Source organism: Methylopila henanensis (assembly GCF_042681025.1).
Lineage (GTDB): Bacteria > Pseudomonadota > Alphaproteobacteria > Rhizobiales > Methylopilaceae > Methylopila > Methylopila henanensis.
This window is the reverse complement of the sequence record NZ_JBHUER010000010.1, coordinates 745,130-764,628: the sequence shown is the minus strand read 5'-3', so window position 1 is coordinate 764,628 and position 19,499 is coordinate 745,130. Positions and strand designations below refer to the sequence as shown.

The window sequence follows — 19,499 nt, the reverse complement described above, 5'->3', positions numbered from 1 at the left end:
CGAGGCCGGCCGCGGCTTCGCAGTAGGCGCGGCGCGCGCGCCGATCGTGCCGGCCGCGATCCTGTTCGACCTGCTGAACGGCGGCGACAAGGCCTGGGGCCGCTACCCTCCCTATCGCGAGCTCGGCTTCGCCGCGACGGAGGCGGCCGAGACCCGCTTCGCGCTCGGCTCCGTCGGCGCCGGCCTCGGCGCGCGGACAGCGACGCTGAAGGGCGGCGTCGGAACCGCGTCGAGCGTGATCGGCGACCTCGGCGTGACCGTGGGCGCGCTGGTGGCGGTCAACGCGCTGGGTTCGGCGACCGTCGGCGACGGGCCCGAATTCTGGGCGGCGCCGTTCGAGATCGGAGCGGAGTTCGGCGGCCTCGGATCGCCGCGGATCTCGCCGCCGGAGGCGTGGTTTCCCCCGGCGAAGCCGCAGGCCGGCGCGCACACCACGCTGGCCTTCGTGGCGACGGACGCCGTTCTGACGAAGACCGAGGCGCGGACCCTCGCTGTGATGGCGCAGGACGGGCTCGCCCGCGCGCTGGTTCCGGTGCACACGCCGCTCGACGGCGACGTCGTGTTCGCGGCCTCGACCGAGCGGGTCGCTCTCGGAGGGGACCGCGTCGCGGCTCTCGCCGCCATCGGCCATGTGGCCGCGATGACGCTCGCCCGCGCGGTCGCCCGCGGCGTCTACGAGGCGACGCCGCTGCCGTTTCCGGGCGCGCAGCCCGGCTGGCGCGGGCGGTTCGGCTGAACCCACGCCGTCTCCGCCGCGGCGCGGCCCGTGACAAACCGCGGCTTCGACCGGGGTTCGCCACGATTCGGTAACTATCCCGGCGCTTCAATCGGGCGAGTGGCATTGAACGGTCGCGGCGCGGGATGGGCGTGGATCTGTTTGCGGGATTGTCGAGCGCGACGCTGGCGCCGCTCGGCCGGGCTCCGAAAATTCTGGCGTTCGATTCCGGGCTCGGCGGCCTGACGGTGCTCGCCGCGCTGCGCGCCGCGCTGCCGGGCGCGGCCTATGTCTACGCCGCGGACGACGCCGCGTTTCCCTATGGCGCGCTGGACGACGTGCGGCTCGCCGAGCGCGTTGTCGCGGTGATGGAGCGCCTGATCGCGCGCGAGACGCCGGATCTCGTCGTCATCGCCTGCAACACGGCGTCCACCATCGCGCTGCCGAGCCTGCGCGCCCGGTTCCGGACGCCCTTCGTCGGCACGGTGCCGGCGGTGAAGCCCGCGGTCGCCGCCAGCCGGTCCGGCCTCGTGACGATCCTCGCCACGCCCGGAACCGTCCGCCGCGAGCACACCAAGGCGATGATCGAGGCCTTCGCGGGCGATGTGGCGGTGACGCTCGTCGGGGCGCCGCGGCTCGCCGGCTTCGCCGAGGCGGAGCTTCGCGGCGAGCCGGTGGACGACGCCACGCTCGCGGCCGAGATCGCGCCGTGTTTCGTGGAGGCGGGCGGGCGGCGCACCGACGTGGTGGCGTTGGCCTGCACGCATTTCCCGCTGCTCGCGCATCGGCTCGCGCGCGTCGCGCCGTGGCCGGTGTCGTGGATCGACCCGGCGCCCGCGATCGCGCGCCGGGTGGCCGCGCTCGTCGGGCCGTTTCCGGACGCGGCCCCGAGCGGCGCGACGGCGCTGTTCACCTCCGACCGTCCGCTCGCGCCGGAGCTCGTCGCGGCGCTGGCCGCGCGCGGGCTTGGCGAGGTCGGGCGCGAGCTGCTCCCGCTCGGCTGAGCTAAGGTCACAGCGCGCGCAGGAAGGCGGCGAGCGACGCTTTCTCGTCGTCGGTGAGCCCGAGCGGGCGGATGTGCGGCGAGAGCCGCGCCGCGGCCGGATAGAGCGGATGCGCGGCTTCCGCCGCGTTGCGCGCCCAGACCTCGCCGCCGCCGCGGTCATAGAGATGGAGCACGCCTTCGAGCGTGGGGAACAGGCCGTTGTGCATGTAGGGTGCGGTCTCGGCCACATGCCGCAGGCTCGGAGTGCGGAAGCGGCCCGCATCCTCCGCGCGGCCCGAGACAATGTGGCGGCCGAGATCCTGCGCCGGTTCGCCGAAGGACGAGATCTTCAGGTTGTGGAAGTCCTCGTCGGTGAGCAGCGGCCCGAAATGGCAGTTCGCGCAGCGCGCTTTGGTGCGGAACAGGTGCAGGCCCTCGATCTCCCGGTCGCCGAGCGCCGCGCCGTCGCCGCGCAGGAAGCGGTCGAAGCGGGTCTCGCCGTCGAGCCCCGATAGGAAGGCCGCGAGCGCCGCGCCGACGGCGGCCTCCGTCGGACCGGCGGCGCCGAAGGCCTCGCGGCGGTCCGGCTCCGCGCGCAGCCGCTCCAGAACGGCGTCGAGGTCCGGATTGGCCATTTCGGTCGGGTCGGTCAGCGGGGCGAGGGCGCGCGCCTCGAGAGTGGGATGGCCGCCGTCCCAGCCGAAGCTCAGGCGTCCGGCCGCGGTCGCGAGCGACGGCGGGTTGCGCCGGCCCGGAGCGCCGCGATGGCCGCGCGCGACGGCCGAACGCACGGTGAAGCCGGCCGCCGGATCGTGGCAGGACGAGCAGGCGACGTCGCCGCCCGCCGACAGGCGCTTGTCGTGGAACAGCCGCTCGCCGAGCGCCGCCAGAGCCGGCGAGGCGGGAGGCGGACGATCGCGGGGCCTGAGCTCCGCATAGCGGACGCCGTCGTCGATCCAGGCCGCGGGCCAGCCGGCCGGCGGGCCTTCATAGATCTCCCGCAGGTTCTCGCGGCGGACCTCCGCATGGTCGGACGCCTGCGAAGGCGCGAGCGCCAGCGCGAGGCAGGCCGCGAGCAGCGCGGCGCGCCGTTGCCACGCGCTCAGTGGCAATCCGCGGCGACCTGGTCGCGATAGACCTCGAAGTCGACGGTCGAGGCCCATTTTCCGGCCCTGTCGCGCCAGCCCGGCGCGTCGGCCACGCCGGCGGCGGCCTCGGCGATCCATTCCACGAACTGGGCCGCGCGCGGCGAGACGACGATGGCGAGCTCGGTCCGCGCCGTCTCGGGCAGGGTCGCGGAAAACTTCCGCCAGATGCGCTTCTCCAGCAGGGGCGCGAGCAGGGCGGCGTCGTGGATCGAGGCGTCGCACGCGCCCGTCCGCACGTCGATCAGGGCCGGGGCGGGAGCGCTGGAAAGGCGCGTGTTTGCCCCGATCTCGCGGGCGAGGCGCTGGCCGTCGAGGTTGTCCCGGGAGACGCAGACGGTGCGGCCCTTGAGATCGGCCCAGGCGCGGACCGTCGTGTCCGTACGCATGGCGACGCGCTGGCCGGAGGCGTAGCCGGTCCGGACGATCGGCGCGTCGCCGGTCTCCCTGACGTCGGCCGGCAGGCGGTCGAGCAGCACGTCGACGCGTCCTGCGTCGAGCGCCTCCGCCTTCCGCTCCGGCTCGACGCGCACGAGTTCGAACGGGACCTTCAGCCGGGCGGCCAGGGCCTCGGCGATCTCGGCCTCGAATCCCTCCGGGAGATAGACGCGCTCCCCGGCGGCCTCCGCCGTCGTGGTCACGCCGATCCGCAGCGGGCCGCCGGACGCGACGGCGGGAGAGCGCGTGGCGGTGACCGCCGCCGGCGCCGCCGCGGCGACGACGAGAAGGCCGGCCGCAAGCGCCGCATATCGGTGTCGGAACGGGATCGCCATCGCGCAGCTCTTTGATTTCAGGACGTTTTTCGGCGTCGAAGCGGGAGCGCGCGCCGTGGCGCGCCAAGGGCTTGCAATGCCAGCGAGTCATGTATATCAAAAATGTAGATTTAATAGCAAATGGCGCGGGAAGGCCCGCGGTTTGCTGGCTGGGGGTTCCCTTCCATGAACGTTCGTCATCGTGTTGCGGTCGCCCTGGTCGCGGCCGCGGGGCTAGGCTCGCTCGGCGTCGTGGACGTCTCGTCCGCCAACCCGACGGCCGGCGCGCCGGCGGTGGCGGGAGCCGCGGCGGCGCCGGCGGCCGCGCCCAAGTCGATCAACCTGCAGCTCACCCCCTGGACGGTGGTGGCGCGCGAAAAGGGCTTCTTCAAACAGGAGTTCGACAAGATCGGCGTCACCGACGTGAACCTGATCGCGTCCGGCGCGGCCGAGCTGCTCGGCGCCGAGGCCGCGGCGGTCGGCGGCGGCGCGATCGCGATCGCCCAGCGCATGATCTACCCGGCGACGGTCCACCGCGCGAACGGGCTCGACGGCGTGATCATCTGGGCGTCCGAGCCGTCGAACCGCTACCGCGCGCCGATCCTCGCCCGCGCCGACAACGACGCCATCCAGACGGTCAAGGACCTCGACGGCAAGAAGTTCGGATCGAGCCGCATCAGCTGCTACTGGTCGTCGCCGTTCGAGATCCTGCAGAAGGAGGGCCTGCCCTTCGACAGCCGCGAGAAGGAGGGCCGCGTCCGCTACACCTCGATCGACAACTCCGCGGTCGCGATCTCGGCCGTGCTGTCGGGCGCGAGCGACGCCACCACCGCCCATCTCGCCGCCGGCGCCTTCGTCGGCCCGTGGCTGTCGGGCAAGCTCAAGGTCGTCGGCCGCTCGCCGGACGACGGGATCTATGTCAACAACGCCGGCCGCGTGACCTACTTCGCCCGCCGCGACTTCGTGAACAAGTATCCGCAGGTGGTGAAGGCCTTCCTCGCGGCCCGCGAGCGCACCCGCGAGTGGGTCGGCGATCATACGGACGAGGCGGCCGAGATCATCGCGCGCGAGACCCGCGTGCCGGTGGAGGCCGCGAAGTTCCAGATCACCCACGCCGGCGAGTGGGAGTTCATGGCCGGCGAGCCGAACGCCCAGCGCGCCCGTGAGGCGATCAAGACCTTCCAGGCCTGGTACGTCGACAACGGCGACGACATCCTGAACGAGCGCCGCCTGACCAGCGAGCAGGTGGACGCCTTCGTGGACGGCCGGTTCTTCGTGGGCGGCGACTACTCGATCTACAACTGACGGACCCCGCCGGAGCCCGCGCTCGCGGGCTCCGGCGTTCTTTTCGTCCCGGCGTTCCACGCATTTTTCAGGGAAGGGCGCAGCGGCATGAGCAGCAGCGCGGATGTCATCGGCGGCGTCGTTCCGACGCGTCCCGCCCGGCCGTCGTCGTCGCGGCGGCGGTTAAGCGGCGACGCTTTCATCGGCTTCGTGCTGCCCGCCGTCATCCTTGGCCTGTGGCAGGCCTCGGCCAGCTTCGGCTGGATCGACGCGGTGTTCCTGCCGGCGCCGGCGACGGTCGCCGCCGCCTTCTGGACCATGCTGACCAAGCAGCGGCTGGCCTGGGACTTCCTCGCCAGCATCGAGATCGTGGGGCAGGCGTTCATCTACGGCTCCGTGCTGGCGCTCGTGCTCGGCGTGGCCGCGGGCCTGTCGCGGCGGGTGGAGCGGTTCTTCGGGCCGACCTTCGACACCATCCGCCACATCCCCGGCATCGCCTGGCTGCCGCTGATCGTGCTGTGGCTCGGCATCGGCGCGCCGGCCAAGGTGCTGGTGATCGCGAAGTCGGTGTTCTTCCCCGTGTTCCTCAACACGCTGCAGGGCGTGCGCAACGTGGACCGCGCCTATGTGGAGCTCGCCGACGCGCTGACGCTGACCCGCTGGCAGCTCGTGCGCAAGGTCATCATTCCCGCCGCTCTGCCGAACATCCTGGTCTCGCTGCGCTACGCCGCCGGCCTCGCCTGGGCGCTGGTCGTGGTCGCCGAAGGCCTGTCGGGGCTCGAAGGCCTCGGCTTCCTGATCTTCCGCGCGCAGGGCCTCCTGCTCACCGACCAGCTTCTGGTCTGCATGGTGGTGATCGGCCTCGTCGGCTTCGCCATCGACCGCGGCATGTTCCTGGTCCAGCGGCGGCTGCTGCGCTGGAAGCAGGGCTTCGAAGGCTGAACGGGAAAGGAGAGACATCATGGGCGTTCCCGGTCGCCTCGACATCCGCAACGTGTCCAAGAGCTTCGACGTCGACGGCCGCCGGCTGGACGTGCTGTCCCATGTGAGCTTCGACGTCGCCCCCGGCGCCTTCGTCTCGATCGTGGGGCCGTCCGGCTGCGGCAAGTCCACGCTGCTGCGCCTCATCCTCGGCGTCGACGGCGACTATCACGGCGACATCCTGCTCAACGGCGAGCGCATCTCGAAGCCGGCGCTCTCGCGTGGCGTCGTGTTCCAGGACCACCGCCTGCTGCCCTGGCTGACGCTTGAGAAGAACGTGGCGCTCAGCCTCGAGAACTCGGGATGGTCGGAGGCCGAGAAGAAGGCCGCCGTCGCCGAGCACATCGCCCTCGTCGGCCTGCAGGGTTTCGAGCAGGCCTTCCCGCACCAGCTTTCGGGCGGCATGGCCCAGCGCGGCGCGATCGCCCGCGGCCTCGCCAACCGGCCGGACATCCTGCTGCTCGACGAGCCGCTCGGCGCCCTCGACGCGCTGACGCGGCTTCGGCTCCAGGGCGAGCTGCAGCGGATCTGGCGGGTCGAAGGCATCACCATGATCCTCGTCACCCATGACGTGGACGAGGCGATCTACCTGAGCGACGAGGTGATCGTGATGAACGCGAAGCCCGGCCGGGTGGCGGAGCGTGTCGTCGTCGAGCTGGAAGGCGAGCGCGACCGGGGTTCGGCCGCCTTCGCCGCCCACAAGAAGCGGATTCTCGACGCCATGGGCGACTATGTCCGCGCCGCGGCGTGACGCCTGGCCGCTCGCCGCCGCCTGCGCCGCGCTGCTGATCGGCCTGGGCGCGTCGCGGGCGGCGGACACCGCGCCCGCCACCGACCTGCCGGACCTCTCGGCCGTGCGGGCGCAGATTTATTCCGGCGACTATCAGGCGGCGGCCGACCGCCTGCTGGCGCTGACGGCGACTGTCCGCCATGCGGACCTCTACAACCTGCTCGGCTATTCGCTGCGCAACCTCAAGCGCTACGACGAGGCCGCGCGCTGGTACAAGGAGGCGCTCTGGTACGATCCGGGCCATCGGCCCGCGCTCGAATATCAGGGCGAACTGTTTGTCGAGACCGGCGATTTCGCCCGCGCCGAGACCAATCTGAAGCTGCTGCGGCTGCTGTGCCATCCGGACGGATGCCCGGAGATCGGCAAGCTCGAGACCGCGCTGAAGGCCGCCGGCCGGCCGGTTCCGCCCGCTTCCTGACGCGGCCGGCGTCGCCGCGCGGCCTCAGCGGCGCCTACAATCTATATTTTAGATAGAAAATATGTTTTTCAGGCTTTAACCTGAAGCAAGACAGAGGCGGGCCGGTCCCGCGACGGACACCAGCAGGAAAGGCGCGACCGCCATGGCCAAGCGTTCGGGACAGCTCCGGCTCAACGCGTTTCACTACGTTTCCGGCCACCACGCCGCCGCCTGGCGGCGACCGGAGGCCTCCGCCGACGACCGGATCGAGGATTATGTCGCCTTCGCCAAGCTCGCGGAGGAGGGCCGGTTCGACGCGGTGTTCCTCGCCGACAGCGTGGACGTCAGGCTGCTGCACCCGGAGGGCGCGGCCCGCAAGGCCCATTCCGGCGCCACCCTTTTCGAGCCTCTGACGCTGCTGTCCGCGCTGTCGGCGCACACCCGCCACATCGGGCTTATCGGCACCGCCTCCACCACTTTCAGCGATCCCTACAATCTGGCCCGCCAGTTCCTCTCCCTCGACCATCTCAGCGGCGGCCGCGGCGGCTGGAACCTCGTCACCTCCAACGACCCGGAAGCGGCGCTGAACTTCGGCCACGCCAAGCCCGTGCCCCACGCCGAGCGCTACGCCCGGGCGGAGGAGTTCGTGGACGTGGTGCTCGGGCTCTGGGACTCGTTCGAGGACGGCGCCTTCCTCCGCGACCGCGCCAGCGGGATCTTCATCGACCTCGACAAGGCCCATACGCTCAACCATCAGGGCGCGCATTTCCGGGTGAAGGGGCCGCTCAACGCGCCGCGCAGCCCGCAGGGCCGGCCCGTGGTGGTGCAGGCGGGCTCGTCCGAGCCGGGCAAGGAGCTCGCGGCCCGCACGGCCGAAGTGATCTTCACCGCCCAGCAGACGCTTCAGGAGGCCCAGGCCTTCTACGCCGACGTCAAGGGACGGCTGGCGAAATACGGCCGGTCGCCGGACGAGCTGAAGATCCTGCCGGGCGCCTTCATCGTCACCGGCGCGACCGAGTCCGAGGCGAGGGAGAAGTTCGAAGAGCTGCAGAGCCTCGTCCACCCGGACGTCGGGCTGGAGCTTCTGCGGGTTCAGCTCGGGATCGACCTGCGCGGGCACGATCTCGACGGCCCCATCCCCGAGCTTCCCGAAACCGCCGGCGGCAAGGGCCGGCAGGAGCTGGTGGCCGCGCTCGCCCGGCGGGAGAACCTCTCGATCCGCGATCTCTACCTTCGCATCGCCGGCGCCCGCGGCCACTGGCAGCTCGTGGGAACGGGCGCGCAGATCGCGGACGAGCTGGAGGAGCGCTTCGTCAACTACGGCGCCGACGGCTTCAACGTCATGGCGCCGGTCCTTCCCGGCGGCCTCAGGGACGTGATCGACCACGTGCTGCCCGAGCTGCGCCGGCGCGGGCTGTTCCGCGCCGAATACGAAGGCCGGACCCTGCGGGAGAACCTCGGCCTCGCGCGTCCCGAAAACCGCTTCGCCGCCACGCGCGCGGCCGCCGCCGTGGCGGCCGAGTGAAGCGCTTGAACCCTCGCGATAAGGCGACCCGCCCATGACCTCCGCCTCCAACGTCCGCCATCTCGCTCCCGAGGGCGTCTCTGATCTCGACGCCCTGTTCGCCTTCGTCGCCGAGGGCGCCGCGGAGCGCGACCGTGACCGCATCCTGCCGTTCGAGGCGCTGGACCGCATACGGGCGGCGCGCCTCGGCGCGCTGCGGCTGCCCAAGGCGGAGGGCGGGCAGGGCGTCAGCCTGCGGGAGCTGCTCGAGGTGGTGATCCGGCTGTCCGCCGCCGACCCCAACGTCTCGCACGCGCTGCGCAACCATTTCACCTTCGTGGAGCGCTTCGCCCGCTCCAGAACCGCGCCGAACCGCGAGAAGTGGGCGAAGATCGTCGCGTCGGGCGCCATCGTCGGGCTCGCGAACACCGAGCTGTCGAGCCCCACGATCGGCGCCGTCACCTATCAGACGGCGCTGACGCCGGACGGCGACGGCTGGCGCCTCGACGGCGTGAAGTATTACTCCACCGGCACGATCTTCTCGGACCATGTGCTGGTGCGCGCTTCGGCGCCGGACGGGCGCACGGTTTCGGCGGTGGTCCCGACGAACCGGGACGGCGTCGATATCGTCGACGACTGGGACGGCGCCGGCCAGCGGCTCACCGGCTCCGGCACGACCTATCTGCGCAACGTGCGGGTCGAGCCGGACGAGGCGATCTTCGACGCGCCGGGCGTCGGCTACGGCTACGCCTACCACAACACGCTCGCCCAGCTTCTCGTCACGGGCGTGGTCGCGGGCATCTTGCGCAACGTGCTCTCGGACGCCGTGACGCTGCTGCGCTCCCGCAAGGATCGGCACTTCTACTACGCCGCGGCGTCGAGCCCCGCGGAGGACCCGCTGCTTCAGGAGATCGTCGGCGAGATCTCCGCCGCGTCCTACGCGGCGGACGCCGTCGTGCTGGCGGCGGCGGACGTGGTGGAGGAGGTCGCCCGGGCGCGGGATCGCGGCCTGCCGGACGCCGAGATCGCGCACAAGGGCGCCGAGGCCTCCGCCAAGGCCAAGCTCGTGGTGGACGAGCTGACCATCAAGAGCGCGAGCCGGCTGTTCGACGTGGGCGGCGCCTCGGCCACGAAGCGCACGAAGAACCTCGACCGCCACTGGCGCAACGCCCGCACGCTCGCCTCCCACAACCCCGCCGCGCTGAAGGCCCGCGCGCTCGGCGCCTACGAGCTCGCCGGCGAACCGCTGCCGGCGCAGGGGTTCTTCTAGGCGCAAGCGGCCGGAGGGACGATTCCCGGCCGCTTTGCGCGCAAGGTCAGGTCGCCGCGCCGGACTGGCGCAGCGCCGCGGCGGAGGCGCGCACCACGTCGGCGATCTGGAGCAGCTGCTGGGCGAGGGGGCTCGTCCGGCGCCAGACCATGCCGATGGTGCGGGAGGGCTGGGGCGTCCGGAAGCGCGCCACCGACACCGACGCCGAGCGCGTCTCCACCGCGACCGCCATCTCCGGAACCAGCGTCACGCCGAGCCCCGCCTCCACCATCTGCACGAGCGTCGACAGCGAGCTCGCGTCCAGCAGGTCGCGCGGCTGCGCCGCATGGGGGCTCCTGTTGCAGAACGACAGGGCCTGGTCGCGGAAGCAGTGGCCTTCCTCGAGCAGCAGAAGCCTCATCTCCTTGAGCGCCTCGCGGTTCGGAACCGGCTTGCCCTCGTCCCTGCGGGGACGGACCAGGACGAAATCCTCGGTGAAGAGCGAGGCCTCGGCCAGCGAAGGCTCCGACACCGGCAGGGCGACGATCGCCATGTCGAGGCGCCCCTCGTTCAGCTCCTGGACCAGCCGCGGCGTCAGCGTCTCGCGCACATGCAGGTCGAGGCCTTCATAGAGCCGGGTCAGCTCCGCGATCAGGCCCGGCAGCAGGTAGGGGGCGATGGTCGGTATGACGCCGATCCGCAGCCGGCCGACCAGTCCGCCGCGGGAGGCGCGGGCGTAGCCCTCCAGCTCGTCGAGCGAGCGCAGGATCTCGCGCGCGCGGCGGGCGATCTCCTCGCCGAAGCTCGTCAGGCGAATCTGGCGGCGGTCCCGCTCGAACAGCGCCGCGCCGAGCTCCTCCTCCAGCGCCTTGATCTGCATCGACAAAGCCGGCTGCGAGATCGCGCAGGCTTCGGCCGCGCGTCCGAAATGGCCGTGCCGCGCCAGCGCCTCGAAATAGCGGAACTGTTTGAACGTCACGTTCTTCATAAGTTCAGCTTATCGTCACAATCAGGAAATCGGAATTAATATAATGAAACGGCCCTGCTAAAAGGCTCGCGGGACAAGGAGGAGCGACCAGCCCTCGCCGACAGGCGGCGCGGGTCGCCCGCCGATCGACGCAATGCGGCGCGCCCAGCCAGAATCGGAGAAGACCATGAACGCGAAGACCGAGGACAGCGCGGGCAAGTGCCCCGTCGCGCACGGCGGCCCGAGGCAGAACACCGACTGGTGGCCCAACACGCTGCCCGTCGACCTCCTGAACCAGCATTCCTCCAAGTCCGATCCGCTTGATCCCGCGTTCGATTACCGCGAGGCGTTCAAGAAGCTCGACTATCACGCGCTGAAGAACGACCTGCGCAAGCTGATGACCGACAGCCAGGACTGGTGGCCGGCCGACTTCGGCCATTACGGCCCGCAGTTCGTGCGCATGTCGTGGCACGCGGCCGGCACCTACCGCCTCGCGGACGGCCGCGGCGGCGGCGGCCGCGGCCAGCAGCGCTTCGCCCCGCTCAACGCCTGGCCGGACAACGTCAACATCGACAAGTCGCGCCGTCTGCTGTGGCCGATCAAGCAGAAGTACGGCCAGTCGATCTCCTGGGCCGACCTGCTGATCCTGACCGGCAACGTGGCGCTCGAAAGCATGGGCTTCCGCACCTTCGGCTTCGCCGGCGGCCGCGCCGACACCTGGGAGCCGGATCGCGACGTCAACTGGGGCAACGAGACCGAGTGGCTCACCCACCGCACCCTCGACAAGTTCGAGAAGGGCCTCGGCGCCACCGAGATGGGCCTGATCTACGTCAACCCGCAGGGGCCTGACGGCAACGGCGACCCGATCTCGGCCGCGGCGTTCATCCGCGAGACCTTCGGGCGCATGGCGATGAACGACGAGGAGACCGTCGCGCTGATCGCCGGCGGCCACACCTTCGGCAAGACCCACGGCGCGGCGGCCGAAAGCTACAAGGGCCCGGACCCCGAGGCGGCCGACATCGAGGATCAGGGCCTCGGCTGGAGCTCGAGCTTCGGCGCGGGCCACGGCGGCGACCAGATCGGCTCCGGCCTCGAGGTCACCTGGACCCAGACGCCGGTCCAGTGGTCGAACTTCTTCTTCGAGAACCTGTTCAAGTTCGAGTGGGTCCAGACCCGCAGCCCGGCCGGCGCCATCCAGTGGGAGGCGAAGGACGCCCCCGAGATCATCCCGATGGCGCATGACCCGTCGCGGAAGATCAAGCCGACGATGCTGACGACCGACCTGTCGCTGCGCTTCGACCCGATCTACGAGAAGATCTCCCGCCGCTTCCTCGAGGATCCGCAGGCCTTCGCCGACGCCTTCGCGCGCGCCTGGTTCAAGCTGACCCACCGCGACCTCGGCCCGCGCTCGCGCTACCTCGGGCCCGAAGTCCCGAAGGAAGTGCTGATCTGGCAGGACCCGATCCCGGCCGTCGACCACCCGCTGATCGACGAGGCGGACGGAGCCAACCTCAAGGCCAAGATCCTCGAGTCCGGGCTGACCGTCTCCGAGCTGGTCGGAACCGCCTGGGCCTCGGCCTCGACGTTCCGTGGCGGCGACAAGCGCGGCGGCGCGAACGGCGCCCGCATCCGCCTCAGCCCCCAGAAGGACTGGGAGGTCAACCAGCCCGAGCAGCTGGCGAAGGTCCTGTCCGTGCTCGAAGGGATCAAGGCCGATTTCGACGCCCACGCCGGCGGCGGCAAGAAGGTCTCGATCGCGGACCTGATCGTGCTCGCGGGCAACGCGGGCGTGGAGAAGGCCGCGAAGGCGGCGGGCCATTCGGTGACCGTGCCGTTCACGCCCGGCCGGGCCGACGCCAAGCAGGAAGAAACCGACGTCGACAGCTTCCAGTGGCTGGAGCCCGAGCTCGACGGCTTCCGGAACTACGAGAAGTCCAACACCAAGCGCGCCGAGGTGGCCCTGATCGACAAGGCGCAGCTGCTGACCCTGACCGCGCCGGAGCTGACGGTGCTGTTCGGCGGCCTGCGCGCGATCAACATCAACGTCGGCGGCGACACCCGGGGCGTTCTGACCGACAAGCCGGGCCAGCTCACCAACGACGTGTTCGTGAACCTGCTCTCGATGAACACGAAGTGGACCGCGACCGACGAAGACAAGACCACGTTCGTCGGGACCAACCGCAGGACCGGCGAGACCACCGGAACGGCGAGCCGCGCTGATCTCGTCTTCGGCTCGAACTCGGTGCTGCGCGCCCTGGCCGAGGTCTACGCCGCGTCCGACGCCAAGGAGAAGTTCGTGAAGGACTTCGTCGGCGTCTGGACCAAGGTGATGAACCTCGACCGCTTCGACGTCGCGGCCTGATCCAGCAAGAATGACTTCGGGGCGCCGCGCGACGGCGCCCCGAAGCCGGAAATTTTCGGCTTGGATGGAAAGCGAGAACGGCGCCGCTTCTTCACCTCTCCCCGGTGGGAAGAGGTCGGCCCGAAGGGCCGGGTGAGGGGGAGCGGCGTCAGAGGTCGAGCGTGACGGACACCCGCGCGCGGGAGACGCAGGGCGCGATCCGGTCCTGCCGGTCGGCGGTCGAGATGGCGGCGTCGCGGTGGATGACCACGCCTTCCGTGTAGCCACACACACATGAGCCGCACACGCCGAGCTCGCAGGACGACGGCATGGTGACGCCATGCTCGCGCAGCACGTCGAGCAGCGAGCGGTCCGCGGGCACATGGAGCGTCGCGCCCGTCGACGCGAGCTTCGCCTCGAAAGGCTCCGGCTTGAAGTTCTCGTCGAGCGTCGCCTGAAAGGCTTCGGCGTGGACGGACTCTTCCGGCCAGCCGAGCGCGCTGGCGGCGTCCCGCACGGCCTGCAGCAGGCGGCCGGGACCGCAGACATAGAGGACCGCGCCGGCGGCGTAGGGCCCGAGGGCGCCGGGATCGAAGCGCCGCCCCTCGTTTGAGAACCACGTCGAGAGCTGGTCGCCGCAGGCCGCGGACAGTTCCGCGAGTAGTGGCGCTTCGGCCGCGCTGCGCGCGCAGAAGTGGACGGCGACGTCCGCGCCCTCGGCGCGCAGTGTCCGGACCATGGCGAGGCCGGGCGTCACCCCGATGCCGCCCAGCACGAAGACATGGCGCGTCGCCTCGCGGATCGGGAAATTGTTGCGCGGCGCCGAGACATGGGCGGTCGCGCCTTCGACCAGCGCCTGATGGGCCCACAGCGAGGCACCGCGGCCGGCGTCCTCGCGCTTGATGGCGATCTCGTAGGAGCCGAGGTCCTGCGGATCGCCGCAGAGCGAGTACTGCCGGATCTTGCCGTCCGGCAGCCTGAGGTCGACATGCGCGCCCGGCTCCCACGCCGGCAGCGCCGGCCGGGTCGGATGGACGAGCGTCAGATGCAGGACGCTTGGGGTCGCAAGCCGCGCGGCCTTGACCTTCAGCTTCATCACGATGCGTGCGGTCATGGGATCAGGCGTCGTCCAGCAGCTCGATCGCGTCGCCGGGGCGGATCACGCCGCCGCGCTCGATGCCCGCGTTCAGGCCCGACCGGTTGTAGAGCGGCAGGTAGACCGGCAGTCCGAGAAGTTCCTCAAGATACTTGCAGGGGAAGTTGAGCCGCCCCCCGCGCAGGATCACCTCGCCGACCCGGAAACGGCGGCCGACGAGGTGGTTGAGCGGCACGCCGCGGACGGTGAGGTTCCGCCGGTGGTCGCCGGCGGCGAGCGCGATGGCGCCGCCCTGAAGCGGCGGGTCGTTGCGCGACAGCGCGTCGAGCGCCTCCTGCTCGATCAGGGTCACCTCGCGCGTGTCGGGCTTCGGCGAATAGGTGCCGGTTCCCTCGTAATAGCGGTCGCCCACGATCCCGCGGCCCGCGACGCAATGCGCCTCCTCAAGCTCCTCCATCTCGTAGCTCGCGGCGGGAGCCACATGGATGTGCAGCAGCACGCCCTTGAAGCCTGTGGCGCCGCCCGTCACATGGCGGGCGATCGATCCGGCGGCGTGCTCGAACGCCTCGATCATCGTAGGGGCCGGTCGGGCGGCCCCGGCGTCGGGCAGGGCGTCCTGACGCTGGTCGTCGTCTCTCATGGTCGTCTCCTCGCGGCGAACGTCACGCCGCTTCAAGGTCCGGACGGGGACGGCTCCCGGAGATGTCCGGGAGCCGCGCGTCGTCGTTCATGCGCCGGCCGGCGTCAATCGATCTTCTTGCCGGCCGTTTCGGGCGCCATCAGCGTGGCCGAGAGCGTGATCAGCGCGAGCACGATCAGATAGATCGAGATCGGCCAGGTCGCTCCGCTCCAGGCGAGGAGCGCGGCGGCGATCATCGGCGTGAAGCCGCCGCTGAGCGCCGCGCCGACCTGGAAGCCGAGCGAGGCCCCGGTGTAGCGCAGCCGCGCGTCGAACAGTTCCGACATCCACGCGGCGCCGATCGCGAACATGACGCCCTGGCCCAGGCTCAGCGCGATCGCGACCGTGATCGTGATGATGGTCGGGTCGCCGGTGTTCAGGAGGCTGAACATCGGGAAGGCGAAGCCGATCGAGAAGACGCAGGCCAGGATGAACATCGTCCGCCGGCCGTAGCGGTCGGCCAGCATGCCGAACAGCGGCAGGGTGAACAGCTCGATGATCGCCGCGATCAGGATGCCGTTCAGGATGACGCTGCGCGGCAGGCCGAGCTTGGACGTGACGTAGGAGATCGAGAACACCGTGACGATGCTGACATAGGCGATCTCCGAGACCTTGAGGCCCACCGCCGTGGTGAAGGTCCTGGTGTGCTGGGTCAGGATTTCGACCACGGGCATCTTCGCGACGACGTTCTGCTCCTTCACGCGCTGGAAGGCGGGAGACTCGTGCAGGCGAAGGCGGATGAACAGGCCGACGACCACCAGCAGGGCGCTGGCGAGGAACGGGATGCGCCAGCCCCAGGACAGGAAGTCCTCGTCCGACATCAGACCCGCCATCCGGAACGCGCCGATCGACGTGATCACGCCGAGCGGATAGCCGAGCTGCACCAGCGCGCCGTAGAAGCCGCGCTTCCGGTCGGGGACGCTCTCCACGACCATCAGCACCGCGCCGCCCCATTCGCCGCCGATGCCGAGCCCCTGCACCAGGCGCAGCAGCACCAGCAGGATGGGCGCCCAGACGCCGATCTGATCGTAGGTCGGCAGCAACCCGATCAGGAAGGTGCCGACGCCCATGATCAGAAGGGTCAGCGAGAGCATCGCCTTGCGGCCGAGCTTGTCGCCGAAATGGCCGAAGATCACGCCGCCGAGCGGGCGGGCCGCGAAGCCGACGGCGTAGGAGCCGAACGCCGCGATGGTGCCGACCACCGGGTCGAAGCTCGGGAAGAACAGCTTGTTGAAGACGAGCGCCGCCGCCGTCCCGTAGATCAGGAAGTCGTACCACTCGACGGTCGTGCCGATGACGCTCGACCAGACGATCTTGCGGCGTTCGGCGTCCGGCAACTTTTCGCCGGCGGCGAGCGCCGGCGCCTGAGAGATATCGGCTGCAACTGTCATCATTACCCCCCGCTGGGATGTGGAGACGTCGTTCGTTTGCAGGCTGTCGGATCGGCCGGTCCCCGCGCTCCTCGCTCCCGCTCGCGGGCGCGCGCCAGGCGCAGGGGATCGGCGCCGCCCGGCCGATCAGGCCGGGAGGCCAAAGCCGCGCGGAGCGCGGGTGACGCTTCGAAAGATCAGTCGGTCGGCAGCGCCGCGATGCAGCCGACCTCGACCTTGATGGCCGGATCGGCCAGCCGGCTCTCGACGCAGGCCCGCGACGGCGCGGCGCCGGGCGCTATCCAGCCGTCCCACACGCTGTTGAAGGCCCCGAAATCGCCGATCGCCGGAAGCCAGACCATGGCGCTCAGGATGCGGCTCTTGTCGGTCCCGGCCTCCGCGAGGATCGCGTCGATCTTGGTGAGCACCTGTCGGGTCTGATCGACGACGTCGACGCTCAGATCGTCCGGCACCTGGCCGGAGACGTAGACGAGGCCGCCATGGACGGTCGCGGCGGACAGACGGGGGCCGCTCCCGATGCGCCGGATCACGCCGCCGGCCCCGCGGCGGGGACAACGCGGCCGCGGCCGGATTCACCCGTCTTGGCGCAATATTTGCCTGAAATGAACCGCGTGTTGTCCGAAATGAACCGGGTGTCGCCCCCGACGTTCTCGGCCTCCGGCCCGCGGCGGAGAGTGGGTGATGTGGCCATGCTGCCTGTCCTCTGATGTCGCAGCCCGCCATCGCGGACCGCCCGAGGATCGAAACATGTTTACTGTTGGAAATCAAAAGCTGATTTTAAGGGCATGCCTATCCAGCGCTCATCCGCTGGGCGCCGCGTCTTCGGCTTGCGCAGAGAGCGTTCAGAAACGTTGTTTTTCAGCTCATTTCCGCCCGATCGGCGCCTGAAATAATTGCATCGCCGGCGCGGTTCGGGCATGATTTCCTCCATAAAACTCGTGGCCGGACCAGCGCGTCCCGGCGCCAAGACGGATGATGCGCCGGCCGCCGTAATGTGCGACGGAGCGGCGATCGGAGGATTCGGTGCTGGATATCTCGAACAGCGATCGGCTCGGGCCCAATCTCCGCGCCCTTCGCCAGGAAAGGGGCCTCACCCTGGATCGGCTGGCGGGCATGAGCGAGCTGACCCGCGGCTATCTCTCGCTGGTCGAGCGCGGGCTGAAGACGCCGTCGATCACCGCGCTGCTCCGCGTCGCCAACGCGCTGCAGGTCAACATCGCCCAGCTGTTCGACCTCAACGCGGCCCCCAACGTGCGCTACACGCTGCAGCGCGCGGGAGACCACAGCTCCCCGGAGAAGGGCTACGGCCTGCTGCCGCTCGCGACGGGCCGGGCGGCCAAGATGATGGAGCCGTTCCTCATGCGCCCCGCCCGGTCGCCCGGGACGATCGGCGGTCCCCGGTGGGCCCATGGCGGCGAGGAGATGTTGTTCGTGGTCTCGGGCAGGATCGCCGTGAAGCTCGGCGGCGAAGAGATCCTGATGGGCCGGGGCGACTGTCTCTACTTTTCCGGCGAGGAGCGGCACGAAATCCGGAGCCTCGGCGACGAGCAGGCGGAAGTTCTTGTCGTGATCGCCTCCGGCGCCGCGCCGACGGTCTCCGCCCGCGCCGACGGGTGAAGCCGATCTTCTGCGCGCTAAGCAGAAGCCGAAAGCCGCCGGCCCCGCCTCACACCCATCGGTGGAGGATTTACGATCGCCTGCGGGACGCTGGCCGTCGCGGCGAGCCGCCGTTGACTTAGAAGATCAAGGCCTTGGCTTCGATGGAACGGGGCTCAAGCCGCGGCGGCGGTGTCTTCGAACCAGGTTCGGTGCCTCTGCTCGTCGCCAAGCGCCTGCTCGAAGAAGGCGACGGACTCGGGGCGCGCATCCTGGTGCTGGCGGGCGCGGTCATAGGCCGTCACCGTGTCGTCCTCGTTGGTCTTCATCGCCTTCAGGATCGCGCTGTCGCCCATCAGCCCGGCGATCGCCACTTTCCCGGTCGTCAGCATCTGCTTCATGTCGCCTTCGCGCGGAGCCTCGATCCCGAGCTCCGACGCTATGGTCTTCAGCGTCGAGACATGCGCGAGATGGTCGTTGCGGAAGGCGGCGACCTGCGCCTTGAGGGCCTCGCTTTCGAGCTTGTCGATGGTCGAGTTGTAGGCCGCGATCGCGTCGTGCTCGAGATAGAGCAGATTCTGGACGAGCTTCGTGATGTCGCTCTCATGCCCGATGGTGGTGGCCATCATTTCTCTCCTGCGTTCTGGTGTTCGGTCGTAGGTCGTCAGTTGGCTCGGCGCCGTATGCGCCGTCGTGTCGGGGGTCGGTCTGCGAGGGAGCCGTCGCCCCCTTTGCATCCTTGACCGGCTCAGGCAGGACTGGCGGTCCTGCGCGCCGGCTCCGCCGCCGCGCATCACATCTTCTTCTGGAGCTTGGCGGCCATCTCGAAGATCTCGGCCGGGTCGTAATCGCTGGTGAAGGCGGCCGAGGCGCCCTGCAGCTCGTCGATCCGCGCGCCGTCGGGCGCGCCGTGCACGACCTCGAGCTCGCCGGGCGGATCATTGGGAAGCGCCTGCTCGCCCCGGCCCCAGATCGAGGCCATGTCGCGGTAGGTCTCCTCGCCCCAGGTGTAAAGGCGACGGTGACTGCCCTCGTCGAGATACTTCTGCGATTCCGGAATCTTGGAGAGATCGATGTTCGGCGTCGGAAGCATCTTCTCCATCTCCACGCCGGTCAGGTTCTTGAGCGCAAGCGCATAGGAGTGCGCATGCACGGAGCCGCGGACGAGCAGATAGCCGCAGACCTCGCGGCCGGTCGGGTCGGACAGCGTCTCGTAGACCCGGAGCTTGTGCAGCCGCGCGCCGCACTCGAGGAAGAAGTTGTGCAGCAGGTCGAGGATCAGGTTGCCGGTCGTGAACACGAAGGTTCCGTTCCACGGCAGGCCGTTCGAATCCGCGGGCATGGCGCCGCCTCCGGCGTGGAGGAACGAGGCCGCCGAACGGATGTCCTTCATCTCCTCGAACGGCGCCTTGGAGACGTCGCGGTCGTGGTCGTCCTCCGGCGTCGGGCCATTGGCCAGCATCGCGACGCCGTTCGACACCAGCTCGACGTGGCCCAGTTCTTCCGCCGTGATGCTGGCGACGAGGCTGTAGAACGGCTTGGTCTTGGACTTGTTGCGGAAATTGAAGCTCTGGAACATGTAGTTGTTCAGCGTCGACATCTCGCCGAACTTGCCGCCCAGAAGCTC

Annotated in this window: 19 protein-coding genes; 10 read left to right on the top strand and 9 right to left on the bottom strand. The window is 70.0% G+C overall.

Features of this window, described 5'->3' with window-relative positions; genetic code table 11:
* Both ACFSCV_RS16770 and murI read left to right on the top strand, forming a co-directional pair.
* Positions 1-736: P1 family peptidase (locus ACFSCV_RS16770; RefSeq protein WP_378800708.1), on the top strand; the 736-nt coding region annotated here is incomplete at its 5' end.
* 125 nt (positions 737-861) lie between these two features.
* Entirely contained in the window at positions 862-1,719 is an 858-nt protein-coding gene (murI, locus tag ACFSCV_RS16765) for a glutamate racemase (RefSeq protein ID WP_378800707.1), read from the top strand.
* 7 nt (positions 1,720-1,726) lie between these two features.
* On the opposite strand, the gene ACFSCV_RS16760 is transcribed toward murI, so the two are convergent.
* The gene (locus ACFSCV_RS16760) at positions 1,727-2,812 is read right to left on the bottom strand and encodes a cytochrome-c peroxidase (protein WP_378800706.1); all 1,086 of its coding nucleotides are present in this window, start codon (positions 2,810-2,812) and stop codon (positions 1,727-1,729) included.
* Complete coding sequence (locus tag ACFSCV_RS16755; protein ID WP_378800705.1) at positions 2,803-3,618, bottom strand: transporter substrate-binding domain-containing protein; 816 nt, start codon at positions 3,616-3,618, stop codon at positions 2,803-2,805. The genes ACFSCV_RS16760 and ACFSCV_RS16755 overlap by 10 nt, the downstream gene beginning before the upstream one ends.
* 165 nt (positions 3,619-3,783) lie before the next feature.
* On the opposite strand from ACFSCV_RS16755, the gene ACFSCV_RS16750 reads away from it, so the two are divergent.
* The 6 genes from ACFSCV_RS16750 to ACFSCV_RS16725 all read left to right on the top strand — a co-directional run bounded on the left by ACFSCV_RS16750 (position 3,784) and on the right by ACFSCV_RS16725 (position 9,823).
* Positions 3,784-4,902 carry an ABC transporter substrate-binding protein gene (locus tag ACFSCV_RS16750; protein ID WP_378800704.1) on the top strand — a complete coding sequence of 373 codons (1,119 nt, stop codon included), beginning with the start codon at positions 3,784-3,786 and terminating at the stop codon, positions 4,900-4,902.
* An 87-nt stretch (positions 4,903-4,989) separates the two neighbouring features.
* The gene (locus ACFSCV_RS16745; protein ID WP_378800703.1) at positions 4,990-5,823 is read left to right on the top strand and encodes an ABC transporter permease; all 834 of its coding nucleotides are present in this window, start codon (positions 4,990-4,992) and stop codon (positions 5,821-5,823) included.
* 19 nt (positions 5,824-5,842) lie between these two features.
* On the top strand, positions 5,843-6,613 hold the full coding sequence (locus ACFSCV_RS16740; protein WP_378800702.1) for an ABC transporter ATP-binding protein: 771 nt from the start codon (positions 5,843-5,845) through the stop codon (positions 6,611-6,613).
* Positions 6,594-7,070 (top strand): tetratricopeptide repeat protein, encoded by a 477-nt coding sequence (locus ACFSCV_RS16735; protein ID WP_378800701.1) that lies wholly within the window; start codon positions 6,594-6,596, stop codon positions 7,068-7,070. The genes ACFSCV_RS16740 and ACFSCV_RS16735 overlap by 20 nt, the downstream gene beginning before the upstream one ends.
* Positions 7,071-7,212: 142 nt before the next feature.
* On the top strand, positions 7,213-8,574 hold the full coding sequence (locus tag ACFSCV_RS16730) for an LLM class flavin-dependent oxidoreductase (protein WP_378800700.1): 1,362 nt from the start codon (positions 7,213-7,215) through the stop codon (positions 8,572-8,574).
* A 34-nt stretch (positions 8,575-8,608) separates the two neighbouring features.
* Positions 8,609-9,823 (top strand): acyl-CoA dehydrogenase family protein, encoded by a 1,215-nt coding sequence (locus ACFSCV_RS16725; protein ID WP_378800699.1) that lies wholly within the window; start codon positions 8,609-8,611, stop codon positions 9,821-9,823.
* A 46-nt stretch (positions 9,824-9,869) separates the two neighbouring features.
* On the opposite strand, the gene ACFSCV_RS16720 is transcribed toward ACFSCV_RS16725, so the two are convergent.
* Positions 9,870-10,790 (bottom strand): hydrogen peroxide-inducible genes activator, encoded by a 921-nt coding sequence (locus tag ACFSCV_RS16720; RefSeq protein WP_378800698.1) that lies wholly within the window; start codon positions 10,788-10,790, stop codon positions 9,870-9,872.
* Between the two features lie 166 nt (positions 10,791-10,956).
* On the opposite strand from ACFSCV_RS16720, the gene katG reads away from it, so the two are divergent.
* Entirely contained in the window at positions 10,957-13,131 is a 2,175-nt protein-coding gene (gene katG / locus ACFSCV_RS16715; RefSeq protein ID WP_378800697.1) for a catalase/peroxidase HPI, read from the top strand.
* A 148-nt stretch (positions 13,132-13,279) separates the two neighbouring features.
* On the opposite strand, the gene ACFSCV_RS16710 is transcribed toward katG, so the two are convergent.
* From ACFSCV_RS16710 to ACFSCV_RS16695, 4 genes are all read right to left on the bottom strand, one after another.
* The gene (locus tag ACFSCV_RS16710) at positions 13,280-14,224 is read right to left on the bottom strand and encodes a PDR/VanB family oxidoreductase (protein ID WP_378800696.1); all 945 of its coding nucleotides are present in this window, start codon (positions 14,222-14,224) and stop codon (positions 13,280-13,282) included.
* A gap of 4 nt (positions 14,225-14,228) precedes the next feature.
* Positions 14,229-14,846 carry an MOSC domain-containing protein gene (locus ACFSCV_RS16705; RefSeq protein ID WP_378800695.1) on the bottom strand — a complete coding sequence of 206 codons (618 nt, stop codon included), beginning with the start codon at positions 14,844-14,846 and terminating at the stop codon, positions 14,229-14,231.
* A gap of 104 nt (positions 14,847-14,950) precedes the next feature.
* Positions 14,951-16,276, bottom strand: a complete 1,326-nt coding sequence (locus ACFSCV_RS16700; protein ID WP_378800694.1) for an MFS transporter — start codon at positions 16,274-16,276, stop codon at positions 14,951-14,953.
* A gap of 176 nt (positions 16,277-16,452) precedes the next feature.
* Complete coding sequence (locus ACFSCV_RS16695; protein WP_378800693.1) at positions 16,453-16,806, bottom strand: RidA family protein; 354 nt, start codon at positions 16,804-16,806, stop codon at positions 16,453-16,455.
* 493 nt (positions 16,807-17,299) lie between these two features.
* On the opposite strand from ACFSCV_RS16695, the gene ACFSCV_RS16690 reads away from it, so the two are divergent.
* On the top strand, positions 17,300-17,893 hold the full coding sequence (locus ACFSCV_RS16690; protein WP_378800692.1) for a helix-turn-helix domain-containing protein: 594 nt from the start codon (positions 17,300-17,302) through the stop codon (positions 17,891-17,893).
* A gap of 155 nt (positions 17,894-18,048) precedes the next feature.
* On the opposite strand, the gene ACFSCV_RS16685 is transcribed toward ACFSCV_RS16690, so the two are convergent.
* Both ACFSCV_RS16685 and ACFSCV_RS16680 read right to left on the bottom strand, forming a co-directional pair.
* On the bottom strand, positions 18,049-18,498 hold the full coding sequence (locus ACFSCV_RS16685; RefSeq protein ID WP_378800691.1) for a DUF892 family protein: 450 nt from the start codon (positions 18,496-18,498) through the stop codon (positions 18,049-18,051).
* A 167-nt stretch (positions 18,499-18,665) separates the two neighbouring features.
* On the bottom strand, positions 18,666-19,499 hold an 834-nt coding region (locus ACFSCV_RS16680; protein WP_378800690.1), incomplete at its 5' end, for a manganese catalase family protein.